This window comes from Faecalicatena orotica (assembly GCF_003149245.1).
Lineage (GTDB): Bacteria > Bacillota > Clostridia > Lachnospirales > Lachnospiraceae > Faecalicatena_A > Faecalicatena_A orotica.
The window spans coordinates 14,498-29,092 of the sequence record NZ_QGDL01000008.1 but is presented as its reverse complement, the minus strand read 5'-3'; the positions used below and the strand labels follow the sequence as shown (position 1 = coordinate 29,092).

Below are 14,595 nucleotides of genomic sequence, written 5' to 3'. Positions count from 1 at the left end.
TCAAATCATTTTTCTGTATCGTTTTACTGTTGCAATTGTACCACTGTATTTTTTTATTATCTACAAAAAACAAAATCCTGAAACATGTATGGAATATAAAACATTTGTTACAAATCTGAAACATGCTGTAACGAAAAAGACGGCCATTACAGCCGTCTTCCAATTGCTTCTATGAGATAAACTACGGGGACCTGTGTTGTTGTATTAATATGGTTCCCCATGTTCTGTTCCATTACATAATAAGAGAGATTGTAGTCAGATATCTTTGCAAGTGTTGTTGAACTCCTGTTTGTAATGCTGATGATTTTACACTTATTTTCCTTGAACTGGTTTACCATCTGGATCACCTGTTCCGTCTCCCCGGAGACAGACAGGGCGATGACTGCCGTTCCGGCGGCTGCATCTACAACCGGAAAATACGGATCTTCAATATACTGGCTGAACTTTCCCAGATTAGAGAAATACCTTGCCCCGTATTTTCCGAGAATACCGGAAGTGCCAAGACCAATAAATATCACCTGCCTGGCCTCTCTCACAATATCAGCTGCTTCGTTCAAATTCCGCTGGGAAGCCTGTGCCCCTGCTTTCTGGAAATATTCCTGCATCTCCTGCAGGTCCTCTATATCCTGTTTTGCTTCGTCTTTTTCCATGTACATCTTAAACTTGACTTTGAACTCTGAATACCCGTCAAACCCCGCCTTTTTACACATACGCATCACGGTGGAGGTTGAAACATGAACTGCCTGCGCAAGCTCACGCACAGTCATATAGACGACTGTCTGCTTATTTTTCATGATATAGTCATAGACAAGCAGCTCCAGGTCATTCAGGGACTTTACAACTTCGTAATTAAATATTTCCATAGCATTGGAATCCCCCCGATAAACTTCTCATTTATAAAGTATTATACCAAGTCAGCGGGAGACGCACAATAGAAGTTTCGGTGTAACATATAAAAGCAAAACTTATTTTGCCCGTTTCTTGGATTCCACATCAAAGATGACTGCCGCAAGCAGGACAGCTCCTTTTACTACTTTCTGCCAGTTAGCATCTACTCCCATGATTGACATTCCCAGATTGATTACACCCATCAATGTAGCACCGATAATTACGCCCGGTATTGTACCGCTTCCGCCGTATGCTGATGCACCGCCGATGAAGCAGGAGCCAATGGCATCCATTTCGTAACTTTCTCCTGCTGTCGGGCTTGCCGAGCTTAGTCTTGCAATTGTGACCATTGCGGCAACTGCGGCCAGAAGCCCCATATTTGCGTATGCAATGAAATACACTTTATTTGTATTGATACCGGAAAGCTGGGCCGCCTTTTCATTTCCTCCGATTGCATAAAGGTGGCGCCCTACAGTCGTTTTAGATGTAATGTACCCGTAGATAAGAACGATGACAGTAATCCAAAGAAGGATATTCGGAATTCCTTTATACTGTGCCAGTCTCCACATGAGAAGCATAATTGCCAGACCGATAACGGCACATTTCATGATATCGCTTCCTAATGGAGTAACGGCATAGCCTTTTTTTACTTTGGCCCTTCTGCCCCGGAATGTAATAATGATGAAGACTGCCGCTGCAAGTATTCCGACAAGGAGACATGTAATATTCAATCCGTCACCGTGGAAAAAGTCGATAATATAGCTGTTAAAAAGCATTAAGTATTTTTCGGGCATAGGCGCGATGGTATAACCGTCGAGTACGATATTGGACAGCCCGCGGAACATCAGCATACCAGCAAGGGTGACTATGAAAGGGGGAATACGACGGTAGGCGATCCAGAAGCCCTGCCATATACCGATTACAAGTCCTGTGGCAAGCATAATCAGTATACTTGCGAATATGTTCATCTTCAGGTTAACCATGCAGGTTGCCCCGACTGCACCAACGATACATACGATAGACCCGACACTCAGGTCAATGTTGCCCCCCGTTAAGATACATAAGAGCATACCTGTTGCTAGGATAAATACATATGCGTTCTGTGAAATCAGGTTGTTGACATTCTGTGGAAGAAGCATTCTCCCTCCAGTCTTCCATGTAAAGAATAATGTTACAATGATTAATACAATTACCATTGTATATTTCTTTAAAAATGCTGAAACATTTGCCTTTTCCATACTCTATTCTCCTTTGCTTGATTTCAGGATCCGACCCATGATGATCTCCTGTGTTGCCTCTGCTGCATCCAGTTCACCGCAAATCCGGCCTTCGTTCATGACATAGATGCGGTCCGACATTCCGAGGACTTCGGGTAATTCCGAGGAAATCATAATCACAGATTTACCGGCTGCCACAAGGTCATTGATAATGCAGTAAATTTCATATTTTGCCCCGACATCAATTCCACGGGTGGGTTCATCCAGAATTAATATATCCGGTTCTGCAAACATCCATTTTGCAAGAAGGACCTTTTGCTGGTTGCCTCCGCTTAAGTTTCCTACATTCTGCTCTACGGACGGGCATTTCGTCTTCAATTTGCCCCTATACTCTTCTGCTACGGCAATCTCCTTATCCTTATCTATCACACCGTGGCTGCTGACTCCCGGTAAGTTTGCAAGAGTTGTATTTACACGGATCGGGTTGCTCAGGATTAACCCGTTCCCTTTTCTGTCTTCTGTCACATATGCGATCTTGTGTTCGATCGCTTCACGCACATTATGCAGCTTTACTTCCCGGCCTTTTATAAATAGCTGCCCGGAAATATCGTTCCCATAGCTTTTTCCGAAAATACTCATGGCGAGCTCGGTGCGCCCTGCTCCCATAAGCCCTGAAATCCCAAGGACTTCACCTTTCCTGACATGCATAGATACGTTATCTACTACTTTCCTGTCAGTATATACCTGATGGTGTACGGTCCAGTTCTTTACTTCTAATGCCACATCGCCAATATTTTTCTGCGTTCTTTTCGGAAAACGGTCAGTCAGTTCCCGGCCTACCATGCCCTGAATAATACGGTCTTCTGTAAATGTATCTTTTTCTTTGTCCAGTGTTTCAATCGTGGAGCCATCCCGGATGACAGTAATCTTATCTGCAACATAGGCAATTTCATTCAGCTTATGTGAGATTATGATGGAGGTCATGCCCTGTTTTTTGAATTCCAGCATCAGTTCCAGAAGGGCCTGGGAATCTGCTTCATTCAGGGAAGAGGTCGGCTCATCCAAGATCAGAAGCCGGGCTTTTTTGGCCAATGCTTTAGCAATCTCTACTAACTGTTGTTTTCCAACCCCAATGTCCTTAATCAATGTCCGGGAAGATTCTGAAAGACCCACCTGCCTCAGATATTTATCTGCCTCACCGTAAGTCCTGTTCCAGTCAATGGCAAGCTTTTTCCCCTGCTCATTTCCCAGATACATATTCTCTCCTATTGTCATCTCGGGGACAAGCGCCAGTTCCTGATGGATGATAACGATTCCTTTTTCCTCGCTGTCTTTAATCTTATGGAACTTACAAGTCTCACCCTCGTAAATAATATCGCCCTCATAGGAGCCATGAGGATAGATTCCGCTCAGGACATTCATAAGCGTGGATTTGCCTGCTCCGTTCTCACCAACCAGGGCGTGTATTTCACCTTTTTCCACTTTCAGATTCACGTTGTCCAGGGCTTTTACTCCCGGGAAAGTTTTGGTAATATTTCTCATTTCCAATAAAATATCTGCCAATTTTATTCCTCCCTTTCTTCACAGGCACAGGCGGACATAACTGCCCGCCTGCCCGTTTACCCACATCACTTATTTGAGATCGTCTTCTGTATAATATCCTGAATCTATCAGCATTTCTTTATAGTTATCGATGGTTACAACTGTAGGATCACAAAGGTAAGAAGGGATGATTCCTGTTCCATTGTCATAAGATTCATTATCATTTGTTTCTGCATCTGAACCGCCCATAATTGCGTCTACCATTTTAACGGTCTGTTCTGCAAGTTTTCTGGTGTCTTTAAATACTGACATGGACTGTTTGCCTGCTACGAGGTTCTTTACATTCGGCTTGTCACAATCCTGTCCCGTGATGATTGGCCATTCGCCGTTATAGTTTGTATCCAGTGAATTCTCGACTCCAAGTGCTGTTGAGTCATTGGAGCAGAGTACCACGTCAAGATTCTTATCTGCATAGTGGGAAGCAAGGATGGCATCCATTCTGGACTGTGATTTCTCTGCAGACCAGTCTTCTGTTGCAACTTCCTCTTTTGCTACCTGTCCTGACTGGACAACCAGTTTTCCGGAATCAATATATGGCTGAAGTACATCCATTGCGCCGCCATAGAAGAAGTTTACATTGTTGTCACCCGGGTCACCTGTGAAAATTTCCATATTGAAAGGACCCGCAGCATTGTCCAGATCAAGGGCTTCTACAATATATTCCCCCTGTTTCTGCCCTACCAGATAATTGTCAAATGTTGCATAGTATGTTACTGCGGAAGAATTCATAATCAGGCGGTCATATGAAATAACCGGGATTCCTTCTTCTTCTGCCGTTTTCAGTGGTGTTCCCAGAGACTCTCCATCTATGGAGCCGATGACAAGTACTTCACAGCCGCCGGAAATCATATTTTCAATCTGTGAAACCTGAGTATCTACTTTATTACTTGCAAACTGAAGGTCTACCTCATATCCGGCTGCCTCCAGCTGTTTCTTCATGTTCTCTCCGTCCTGATTCCAGCGCTGAAGGTCTTTCGTCGGCATTGCGACACCAATTTTTCCGCTTCCGGCCTCTGTCTTTTTTTCCTCTTTCTTTCCTGAGTCAGTACTGCCTGTTTCATTTCCGCTTGTACATGCTGCCAGTGAGAATGCCATTGCCCCCGCAAGTCCGATTGCCATAAGTCTTTTTGCTCTGTTTTTCATAATGCTTCCTCCATTCGTTTCTTGTTTTTTGATAGTTATAATATACCAATACTGCGTCTGGAGATGTTTGTTATCATCTGCACATATTTACCTGATGAGACAGCAAAAAAAGAGACCAGCATTTTTTTGCCAGCCTCTTTTTGCCAGTGCTATCATTAAAAAGTCTTCTTCCTGTTCAGATCCGGTTTACTCTACATTGAGATAAACATCGCTTCTTGGATGGAAGCCGGAATCTACGATAACCTCATCCATATTGTCAGCAGTTACCGCTACCGGGTCCAGACCATAATAGGGTACCTGGTCGCCATTTTTATTTACCTTATACTCGGACCTTCCAATGAGATCCCCGACCAGACTTTCCCCTTTTGCCAGCTTCACTGCGCATTCGGCAGCGATTCTGGCCAGTTCTTCAATTGGCTTATACACGGTCATTGTCTGTGTACCTTCTACAATCCTCTGGCACGCATCCAGATCTGCATCCTGCCCGGTAACGATAACCTTGCCTGCCATCTGGCGCTCACTCAATGCTTTGATTGCATATCCGGCCAGTCCGTCATTGCCGCACATGACTGCATCAAATTCGCGGATATCCTGAAAAGCTTCCGTAACCGCCTGAAATCCATTTTCCGGCGCCCAGGATTTGGCGTTGGTCTCACTGACAATGTTTAGTTTACTGCCCTCTATTTCTGCCTTAAAACCATTCAGGACATCCATGCTGTTTGTATCTGCTTTTGGTCCGCTGATCAGCACGACATCTCCGCCATCAGGGAGTTTTTCCATCATCGTATCTGCCATAAGCCTTCCAACCTTCCCGCTGTCTACTGTAACATATAAATCTGCGCCAGTGCTCTGCAGCAGCCGGTCATAAGAGATCACATCTATCCCCTTTTCTCTTGCCTGCGTGATAACTTCTGACAGTGTGTAACAGTCCACCGGGATTACAACAATGGTATCGACGCCTTCTTCAATAAACTGCCTGATCTGCCGTTCCTGTTTCTTGACATCTCCATTTGCATTCTGCACGTCTACCTGTGCTCCCAGCTTCTTAGCTGTGTTTACAAAAATTTCCCGATCCCTGATCCATCTTTCCAACACAAAAGTGTCAAAGGTAATCCCGATTTTCAGCTCCTTACTTTTTTGATCTTCTTTCTTATCTCCCTGTTTTTCTGCCGTATTGCAGGATGCCAGCAGCATAGCTGCTGCCAGACAGATACTAAGGAGCCGCCATTTCTTTTTATACATCTGTCCTTCCCCCTTCCCGGTACTCAGTCGGTGTCAGCCCTGTCCATTTTTTAAAGATACGGCTAAAATAATTAGGATCACTATAGCCGGATTCATGGCAGATTTCCTTGATACTTTTCTGGCTGTAGCCCAGCTCGTTTTTTGCATATTCAATCCGAAGCTTCGTTACATATTCTATGTAATTGACGCCCTCAGCTTCTTTGAAAAGTTTGCTGAGATAATAAGGGCTTATATTGACCTGTTGCGCCACTGTCTCCAGAGATAAGTCACTGGAAAAATGAGACGCGATATAAGAGAGCGCTTTTTCTACTACATTATCTGTCTTTTCCTGCTGCTTCATGGCTACGTGCCGGCATGCGGCAGACATTTTTTCGACAAACCATACCTTCAGCTCATCATAGTTCTGCAGGGCCATTACAATATCCAGATATTCCTTCCTATCCTCAAGGCGGTAAACAATTGCGCCCTGCAAATATGCAGTCTGCTCCGCAAATAAAACAAATTCCATGACCTTGAGCCTTGCTACATTGTTCAGCTCCTTTGTCGTTTCACGCAGCCATTCCATGAACTCAATTGCACATTTACGCATATTCTGTTCATCTCCTCTGGAAATTGAGGCAAATAACTCTTTTTCGAGCTCGCTCGGATAATTATCTTCGTAAATGCAGCCGACGGACAGATCTTTTGCATGTGTAACTTTCCCGACACCCTGGCGTACCGCCTCCAAGGCCTCTTTGTAAGATTCAGTAGCTGCCCCCCACTGTTTCACCAGACCAATTCCCGCTTTAAATTTTAGCTCGGTCTGCTGCTCAAGTTTACGGAGCAGGGAACGGATATTATCAATTTTTGCTACCCGTTCTTCATAGGACTCCTCCTCTTCATTACATGGCACAAGTACAATGACCTTGTTGGCCATGAGGGCGCCGACAATCCCGCCTGTCATTTCTTTGATGATTTCCCGGAAGATTAGATAATGCTTCTGAAGCCGGATGCCAGCACCTACTGTGTTTGACAGGACCCCTTTACGCAGCTCATCCCCGCATTCAATCACCAGTGCGTAGCTGTAAGCTGTTTCAATATCCAAGAGTCCTCTATATGTGGCCTGTTCTTCCTCTCCGGCCTCTTCCAGCAGCACGCTGTAGATAAATCCGCTTTCAATCATGGGGACAACTGCTTCCAGTTTTTCTTTTACTTTCAGGTCATATCTGGCCTTTTCTTTCCGTTCCTTTACTTTCGCAAGAGCTTTTCTCAGGACGTCAATCACGGTATCTTTTCCGATCGGCTTTGTCAGATATGCCATTACCCCGACATCTATGGACCGCTGTGAATATTCGAATTTATCGTAAGCAGTAATGACGATAAAAATAACATTTTTATTTTCCTTTCGTATCTCCTGCATTGCTTCAATTCCGTTGATACCGGGCATCTGGATGTCCATGAAGATAACATCCGGGCGAAAGGATTCTGCTAGTTCTATTGCTGTTCTGCCATTTTTCGCAGATTCGATCTCACATTCGTTTCCAAATCCTTTGCGTATCATAAACTTTAAGGATTCCTGCACAATCCCCTCATCGTCACAGATTAGTATCTTAGCCATCCATATTTCCCCCTCTTTCTCTAGGAATTGATATTACCGTTTCTGTTCCGCCCTGTCTGCCGGGTCCTATGTAAAACACATCCTGAGTATTATAGTACCTGCGCAGGCGGTTGATTACATTGTCCAGGCCGATACCTGCCGAATCCCTCTCCTGCTGGCTGTGTGCACTTTCTCCGTTCATGATTTTCTCTGCCTTCTCCGGTTCAATTCCCGTCCCATTATCCGTCACTTTAATATAAATATAGTCACCGTCGCTATAGACAAAAAGAGAGATTTCGCCGTCCCCTTCCATGCCCCGGATTCCATGATTTACAGAATTTTCTATTACAGGCTGGAGAATCATGCTTGGCATAGATACATCAAGCAGCCGTTCGTCGATCTGCTTGTTATAATGGATCTCTCCTGAAAATCTGACATTCAGGATGTATACATAATTGTCTGCCAGTTCCAGTTCTTCCTTCAATGTGGTATCCTTGTCCATCATCCTGACATTATACCGGAAGAAATCAGCCATGTTCTGTATGAAAGTACACGTCTGCTCCGCCCCTTCCATCATGGCAAGCTGGGCCCCTGCATTCAGGCTGTTGAAGAGAAAATGTGGGTTAATCTGTGCCTGCAGGTATTTTAGCTGGGCTTCTTTTAAATCATTTTTCATTACCAGTTCGTTTTCAATCAGGCGGTTTTCCCGTTCGTAATTCTCTTTCGTAGTCCGGATGTATTCCCGTATGCTGTCAAGCATCTTATTGCAGGCCTTCGCAACAGTACTGATTTCATCACCTGTCTCCACAATTGGGAAGGTGACCTCCATATTGCCCCGGGCGATTTCATTTGCCGCATCTGCAAGTTCTACCAATGGCTTTGTGATACTCCTTGTCATCACTATCGTCCAAAATGCCGCGACGGCAGCTACTGCGCCTAAAAGTACCACGCTTATCATGACCACGTAGTTCAAAGAGGTCCGTAAAAGGGAATACTTTTGTGAATTCTTTAAAAAGACAGTTGTATTATTGCTGTGGATGCTCGTCTGCAGAAAATCATATAACTGTTCTGCTTCCTGATATAATTCATTATATCTTGTGACATTCCGTCCCCGTTTTGCTGTTACTGCATCTGTGGTTTTATCCAAATAGGTCATAGATATATTGAATATATTCTTCTCTGCCAGCCTGATCGGGTTATTGACGGTCCCCTCATTCAGCCCCTCCAACATATCACGGTATTCCTGTTCATACAGATAATAGCTTTCTAAGGAATCTGAGCTCTTTGTATTCAGGTATTGACCAAGCATATCCTCCAGGTTCAACAGCGTCTCGGATAGTTCATTCAACTGGATATTGCTGCTGTATACACTGTCTATTTCCCGGATTGTTTTATTCAGTCTGAAATAAACATAGATGTTTACTATAAGTACTACAGCCACTACAAGCACAAAAATCTCCAGCAGCTTCATCCGGATTGATTTATATCTCCTGCCTCTTTTCTTATTCATCTTCCTGCCCCGCATAGTCATCAATATTTTCCTGTGTAATCAGCTTTGAATCTACCTGCAGATATTCGCTTACATAACCTTTCTGGAAATAGTCATTAAGACCGTCGATTCCTGCACGTCCGATTTCCTCTGTTTCAATTACAATTGTGGAATCAATGATCCCTTTCTGTATCCCATCGAGTATTTCTGAGGATGTATAATAACCAATGATCGAAACCTTCCCGACCAGGTTATAGTCAATCACGCACTGGCATGCACTTATGGTATCCGCTGCGTTCAGACAGACAATCATATCCGGGCGTTCTTCTTCGCCAAGCAGGATATCCCGGATTGTCTCTTCCGATTCGAATTCCCCGCCACTGCCGGATGCCGATGTGGACCAGACAATTTCTTCACCTGGAACTTTCTTAGTTACATAATCCCGGATGCCGGAATAGAGCAGGTTGGGGGTGGACTCCTCTTCCTTCTGCCCGGTCATGACTGCAATCCTGACAGCCCTGTCTGATGCTTTCTCTACTGTCTGATCCTGTTTGCCAATCAGCTTGACTACCCGTTCACCGTACAGTTCACCGAGCCGGTAATCATTTGCGGTTACAAAGCTTAGTCTCTTGCTGTTTGGATTATCCTCCAGAATGGTAATGACAGGTATCGGCACTTCATTGTCTGCTGCTTCCTGAATCAGCTTATTCGTGTCCTCAGAACCGTCCGCCCTGACAATAATCCCGTCTACTTTCGCGGCGATTGCCATTTGCAGCAGCTCCTTACAGCTATAGTCTGAGGATAGGCCCGCACCAAAATTCTCTACATACATGCTGTACTTTTCGCCCTGTGCTCTGGCTCCTTCATAGATAGAATTCCAGAAATCATCCTTGGAGGAGCTTCCGCCGATCATTGCAATATGGTAATCATAACTTTTTTCTTCCTCTGTTCCATTATCTCCCAGAGAAATTTTCCCGTTCAGCGTTATCTCCGCTATGCCGATTACGGCAGTCACAAGAAGGATCATAGCGATGACCAGGATATGTATTTTTATATTCTTATTCTGAAACTTTTTCATCTCGGGTCCCTTTTCCACGGTTTTTCTTCTATTATATCAATTCCTGATTTCCTGCACAGGCAAATAATTCATACAATTATAGCATTTTTTTGTACTGGTGCAGCAGAATATTGGAAAAATCAGAATTAGTATCGGGGGGCTGCATGGAAATTGTGAGGAAATATAGTATTATTGATGTTATTTACATCTAATTTGTTAGGCTATATAATAAAACTATACATAACTATAAATGAAGCGAGGGGGCTTTACTATGATTTCAGGGAAAAATATGTACAGCAGAAACTCAGATAACAGAAAAGCAAAGAAGTGGTACGAGAAAACAGTATGGATAATCATTTTACTGATTCTTTTTTTCCCAGTTGGTCTATACCTTATGTGGAGATATACTAACTGGAAGAAGCCGGCCAAAGTTATAATAAGTGTATTTATTGCATTTGTAGTTTATTCAGCAGTTACTGCGCCGGGACTAGAAAGCGTGAAACTACAGGCTGATACTGCCACAGTATATGATATTAATGAACAAATAAAAATAGACAAGAACATTACACCGGAATCATATTCTTTGTCTGAAACAGCATTTAAAACTACTGGCGGCAAGATTAAAATTTCTGGGAATAAGATCTTTTTTATGTCAGATGAACCTGGAATATTCGAGGTTTATGCTGAGAGTTCCGGAGTAAAAAGTAATACTGTAGCTTTTAAAATAGAAGACAAAGCAGCTATCGCTAAAGAGAAGTCGGACAAAGAAGCTGCAAAAGCTAAGAAAAAAGAGGAAGAGGCTGCCCAAAAGGCGGAGGAAGAAAGGCTGGCTGCTGAGGCACAAAAGAAGGCTGAGGAAGAACGTATTGCCACTGAAGCGGCTGCACAGGCAGAGCAGGAAAGAATTGCCGCGGAACAGGCACAGCAGCAGGCAGAATTCCAGCAACCGCAGGAAAATATGGTCTGGATATCTGCGACTGGAAGCAAATACCATAGTTATTCCAGCTGTGGAAATATGAATCCAGATAATGCATACCAGATGTCACAATCTGAGGCAGAAGCCAGTGGATATGGAAGATGTAAAAAATGCCATTAACAGTTCAACTCCCAGTCTATGAACATCATGATAGATTGGGAGTAACAGTTTATCCGTCGTCACAGAGAAGCTGAGTCTATGAATGCCGACTCGAATGTTCTTCAGCTAACCGATACGTTATCCCATAGTTATCCAACAGATATCCACATGTTACAAACAAAATTTTGAAGCCAATACAAAGAAAATATATTGTAATCGAATCTACAGTATGATATTCTAAACCTGCTCATGGAAGTTCTATCCATGAAATAAAAGGATCCGTTTATTCAAATGGTCAGGAAACAGACCATCTAAATGGGAATATTCCCCCCGTTTTACCAGACAATTCAAACAAAATACGTTTCGTTTATATAAAGAAGGGGCTTGATTATACCTGCCGTATTTCTTATACTTTATGTATAAGAAAATGTAACTGTTTAAAATCTACAGGCAGTTACCAAGAAACCAAGCCTCTCCTGTGAACGGAACCAAGCACAAAGGAGGGTGCTTATGACAGTAAAAGAAAACAGAGAATACAAGAACAGTATGTTTGTAGACCTATTCTTCGAGGATGCACTGGCGGAACAAAATGATATATCTCTCTATAATGCACTGCATGATGAACCGCTGCCCGAAGGAACCTCGATACAGAAGATACGCGTAGATGATATCCTGTATCTGAACTTCAAGAATGATGTCTCTTTCGGGGTCGGCGGGAAGGTCATGGTGTTCGGGGAACACCAGACTACCATCAATGAGAATATGCCGCTTCGGAGCCTGATGTACATCGGGCGGGCATACGAGAAGATTGTCCCGGTCAGGGACAGGTATAAGAAAAAGCTGGTAGAGCTGCCAAAGCCTGAGTTTTACACGTTCTACAACGGCGAGAAAGACTGGGTAACAGAAAAGGTCCTAAAACTTTCGGATGCATATATAGTTCAGGATGGTCCCTCTATGCTTGATCTGGAAGTAAAAGTGATCAATATCAACCCGGCACAGCAGCATGAGGTTCTGGAAAAATGCAGGGTTCTGAAGGAATACGGACAGTTCGTTGATATATTACGGGATTATCAGGCGAAAGGGGACGGCGATGCCTTCAAACATACCATTGAGCAGTGCATAGATTCCGGTATTCTCGCAGACTATCTAAAAAAGAAAGGCAGTGAGGTGATCAATATGCTGATAGCCGAATATGATTATGATATGGACATCGAGGTACAGCGTGAGGAAGCATATACCGAAGGGCTGAGCCGCGGCAGGGAAGAGGGCCTTAGAGAGGGACGAGAAGAAGGACATAAGGAAGGCTGTAATTATAAGTTAATTGAACAATTAAAAAAGAAACTGTCCAAGGGAAAAAGTCCGGAAGAAATTGCTGATGAACTGGAGGAATCTGTTGAGATTATACAGGAGCTTATTGATTCAATGAAGGAGGACTCCTGAAATCTGAGAGTGTCTGCGGTTGTAATACAAAAGTACATAGCTTCTATCTTTACGAAGCATTATTTAGGAAAATTTGGACTCTCACTAGGGTTTAACAATTATTTTACATCATCTATAGAAGTGGGAGTCTAATCTGTCTTTCATGATAAATTCTTTCCATGAAACAAAAGGATCCATTTATTCAAATGGTCAGGAAATAGACCATCTAAAAGGGAATATTCCCCCGTTTTTACCAAACAGTTCACACTAAAATACGTTCCGTTTATATAAAGAAGGGGCTTGATTATACTTGATTTATTTCTTATACTCTAGGTATAAGGAAATTGTAACTGTTTAATAGCTACAGGCAGTTACCAGAAAAACCAAGCCTCTCCTGTGAATGGAACAAAGCACAAAGGAGGGTGCTTATGACAGTAAAAGAAAACAGAGAATACAAGAACAGTATGTTTGTAGATCTATTCTTCGAAGATGCACGGGCGGAAGAGAACGAGATCTCTCTATATAATGCGTTGCATGATGAGCCGCTGCCCGAAGGAACCTCGATACAGAAGATACGCGTAGACGATATCCTGTATCTAAACTTCAAGAATGATGTCTCTTTCGGGGTTGGCGGGAAGGTCATGGTGTTCGGGGAACACCAGTCTACCATCAATGAGAATATGCCGCTTCGGAGCCTGATGTACATCGGGCGGGCGTATGAGAAGATTGTTCCGGTCAGGGACAGGTATAAGAAAAAGTTGGTAGAGCTTCCAAAGCCTGAGTTTTACACGTTCTACAATGGCGAGAAAGACTGGGTAAATGAAAAGGTCCTAAAACTTTCGGATGCCTATATGGTTCAGGATGGTCCCCCTATGCTTGACCTGGAAGTAAAAGTGATCAATATCAATCCCGCCCAGCAGCATAAGGTTCTGGATAAATGCAGGGTTCTGAAGGAATACGGGCAGTTCGTTGATATCTTACGGGATTATCAGGCAAAAGGGGACAGCGATGCCTTCAAACATACCATCGAGCAGTGCATAGATTCCGGTATTCTCGCAGACTATCTAAAAAAGAAAGGCAGTGAGGTGATCAATATGCTGATAGCCGAATATGATTATGACATGGACATCGAGGTACAGCGTGAAGAGGCATATACCGAAGGGCTGAGCCGTGGCAGAGAGGAGGGTCGAGAGGATAAGTTAATTGAACAGTTAAAAAAGAAACTGTCTAAGGGAAAAAGTCCGGAAGAAATTGCTGGTGAACTGGAGGAATCTGTTGAGACTATACAGGAGCTAATCGCTTCCTTAAAGAAGGACTCCTACTAAAGTCTACTAGTTATTTCTTGCTACCTACAAACAATGCATACATAGATTCCGGTATTCTCGAAGACTATCTAAAAAAGAAAGGCAGTGAGGTGATCAATATGCTGATAGCCGAATATGATTATGATATGGACATCGAGGTACAGCGTGAGGAAGCATATATCGAAGGGCTGAGCCGGGGCAGAGAGGATAAATTAATTGAGCAGTTAAAAAAGAAACTGTCTAAAGGAAAAAGTCCGGAAGAAATTGCTGATGAACTGGAGGAATCTGTTGAAACTATACAGGAGTTAATTGCTTCTTTGAAGAAGGACTCCTACTAAAGTCTACTAGTTATTTCTTGCTACCTGCAAACAATGCATACATAGATTCCGGTATTCTCGCAGACTATCTAAAAAAGAAAGGCAGTGGGGGGATCAATATGCTGATAGCCGAATATGATTATGATATGGACATCGAGGTACAGCGTGAAGAGGCATATACCGAAGGGCTGAGCCGGGGCAGAGAGGAAGGGCGTGAGGATAAGTTAATTGAACTTTAAAAAAAGAAACTGTCTAAGGGAAAAAGT

The 14,595-nt window shown here is 43.4% G+C and carries 12 protein-coding genes; 4 read left to right on the top strand and 8 right to left on the bottom strand.

Annotation, left to right across the window (positions count from 1 at the left end; translation table 11 throughout):
- Positions 1-146: 146 nt before the first annotated feature.
- The 8 genes from A8806_RS13300 to A8806_RS13265 form a co-directional block, all read right to left on the bottom strand.
- On the bottom strand, positions 147-863 hold the full coding sequence (locus A8806_RS13300) for a MurR/RpiR family transcriptional regulator (protein ID WP_330405355.1): 717 nt from the start codon (positions 861-863) through the stop codon (positions 147-149).
- Between the two features lie 102 nt (positions 864-965).
- Positions 966-2,126, bottom strand: coding sequence for a multiple monosaccharide ABC transporter permease (gene mmsB / locus A8806_RS13295; protein ID WP_109731700.1), 1,161 nt, complete (start codon positions 2,124-2,126; stop codon positions 966-968).
- 3 nt (positions 2,127-2,129) lie between these two features.
- Complete coding sequence (mmsA, locus tag A8806_RS13290; RefSeq protein WP_109731699.1) at positions 2,130-3,668, bottom strand: multiple monosaccharide ABC transporter ATP-binding protein; 1,539 nt, start codon at positions 3,666-3,668, stop codon at positions 2,130-2,132.
- Positions 3,669-3,737: 69 nt separating this feature from the next.
- Positions 3,738-4,850 (bottom strand): multiple monosaccharide ABC transporter substrate-binding protein, encoded by a 1,113-nt coding sequence (gene chvE / locus A8806_RS13285; RefSeq protein WP_109731698.1) that lies wholly within the window; start codon positions 4,848-4,850, stop codon positions 3,738-3,740.
- A gap of 186 nt (positions 4,851-5,036) precedes the next feature.
- Positions 5,037-6,092 carry a sugar ABC transporter substrate-binding protein gene (locus A8806_RS13280; RefSeq protein WP_109731697.1) on the bottom strand — a complete coding sequence of 352 codons (1,056 nt, stop codon included), beginning with the start codon at positions 6,090-6,092 and terminating at the stop codon, positions 5,037-5,039.
- Complete coding sequence (locus tag A8806_RS13275; protein WP_109731696.1) at positions 6,085-7,689, bottom strand: response regulator transcription factor; 1,605 nt, start codon at positions 7,687-7,689, stop codon at positions 6,085-6,087. The genes A8806_RS13280 and A8806_RS13275 overlap by 8 nt, the downstream gene beginning before the upstream one ends.
- Positions 7,682-9,178, bottom strand: a complete 1,497-nt coding sequence (locus A8806_RS13270; protein WP_181368713.1) for a sensor histidine kinase — start codon at positions 9,176-9,178, stop codon at positions 7,682-7,684. The genes A8806_RS13275 and A8806_RS13270 overlap by 8 nt, the downstream gene beginning before the upstream one ends.
- Positions 9,171-10,235 (bottom strand): sugar ABC transporter substrate-binding protein, encoded by a 1,065-nt coding sequence (locus A8806_RS13265; RefSeq protein ID WP_146203288.1) that lies wholly within the window; start codon positions 10,233-10,235, stop codon positions 9,171-9,173. The genes A8806_RS13270 and A8806_RS13265 overlap by 8 nt, the downstream gene beginning before the upstream one ends.
- A 250-nt stretch (positions 10,236-10,485) precedes the next feature.
- Between A8806_RS13265 and A8806_RS13260 the strand changes: the two genes are divergently transcribed.
- The 4 genes from A8806_RS13260 (at position 10,486) to A8806_RS13245 (ending at position 14,350) form a co-directional block, all read left to right on the top strand.
- On the top strand, positions 10,486-11,310 hold the full coding sequence (locus A8806_RS13260) for a hypothetical protein (RefSeq protein ID WP_109731693.1): 825 nt from the start codon (positions 10,486-10,488) through the stop codon (positions 11,308-11,310).
- Between the two features lie 489 nt (positions 11,311-11,799).
- Positions 11,800-12,729 (top strand): hypothetical protein, encoded by a 930-nt coding sequence (locus tag A8806_RS13255; protein WP_109731692.1) that lies wholly within the window; start codon positions 11,800-11,802, stop codon positions 12,727-12,729.
- A 407-nt stretch (positions 12,730-13,136) separates the two neighbouring features.
- Positions 13,137-14,033, top strand: coding sequence for a FliH/SctL family protein (locus A8806_RS13250; protein ID WP_109731691.1), 897 nt, complete (start codon positions 13,137-13,139; stop codon positions 14,031-14,033).
- Between the two features lie 98 nt (positions 14,034-14,131).
- Positions 14,132-14,350 (top strand): hypothetical protein, encoded by a 219-nt coding sequence (locus A8806_RS13245; protein WP_181368712.1) that lies wholly within the window; start codon positions 14,132-14,134, stop codon positions 14,348-14,350.
- The last annotated feature ends 245 nt before the right edge of the window (positions 14,351-14,595 follow it).

Bases quoted from the DNA above. Each gene is read 5' to 3' on its own strand.
- A8806_RS13250 (WP_109731691.1), top strand. From the start codon at position 13,137: ATGACAGTAAAAGAAAACAGAGAATACAAGAACAGTATGTTTGTAGAT.
- A8806_RS13245 (WP_181368712.1), top strand. From the start codon at position 14,132: ATGCTGATAGCCGAATATGATTATGATATGGACATCGAGGTACAGCGT.
- A8806_RS13265 (WP_146203288.1), bottom strand. From the start codon at position 10,235: ATGAAAAAGTTTCAGAATAAGAATATAAAAATACATATCCTGGTCATC.
- A8806_RS13275 (WP_109731696.1), bottom strand. From the start codon at position 7,689: ATGGCTAAGATACTAATCTGTGACGATGAGGGGATTGTGCAGGAATCC.
- mmsB (WP_109731700.1), bottom strand. From the start codon at position 2,126: ATGGAAAAGGCAAATGTTTCAGCATTTTTAAAGAAATATACAATGGTA.
- A8806_RS13280 (WP_109731697.1), bottom strand. From the start codon at position 6,092: ATGTATAAAAAGAAATGGCGGCTCCTTAGTATCTGTCTGGCAGCAGCT.
- chvE (WP_109731698.1), bottom strand. From the start codon at position 4,850: ATGAAAAACAGAGCAAAAAGACTTATGGCAATCGGACTTGCGGGGGCA.
- A8806_RS13270 (WP_181368713.1), bottom strand. From the start codon at position 9,178: ATGAATAAGAAAAGAGGCAGGAGATATAAATCAATCCGGATGAAGCTG.
- A8806_RS13260 (WP_109731693.1), top strand. From the start codon at position 10,486: ATGATTTCAGGGAAAAATATGTACAGCAGAAACTCAGATAACAGAAAA.
- A8806_RS13300 (WP_330405355.1), bottom strand. From the start codon at position 863: ATGGAAATATTTAATTACGAAGTTGTAAAGTCCCTGAATGACCTGGAG.
- A8806_RS13255 (WP_109731692.1), top strand. From the start codon at position 11,800: ATGACAGTAAAAGAAAACAGAGAATACAAGAACAGTATGTTTGTAGAC.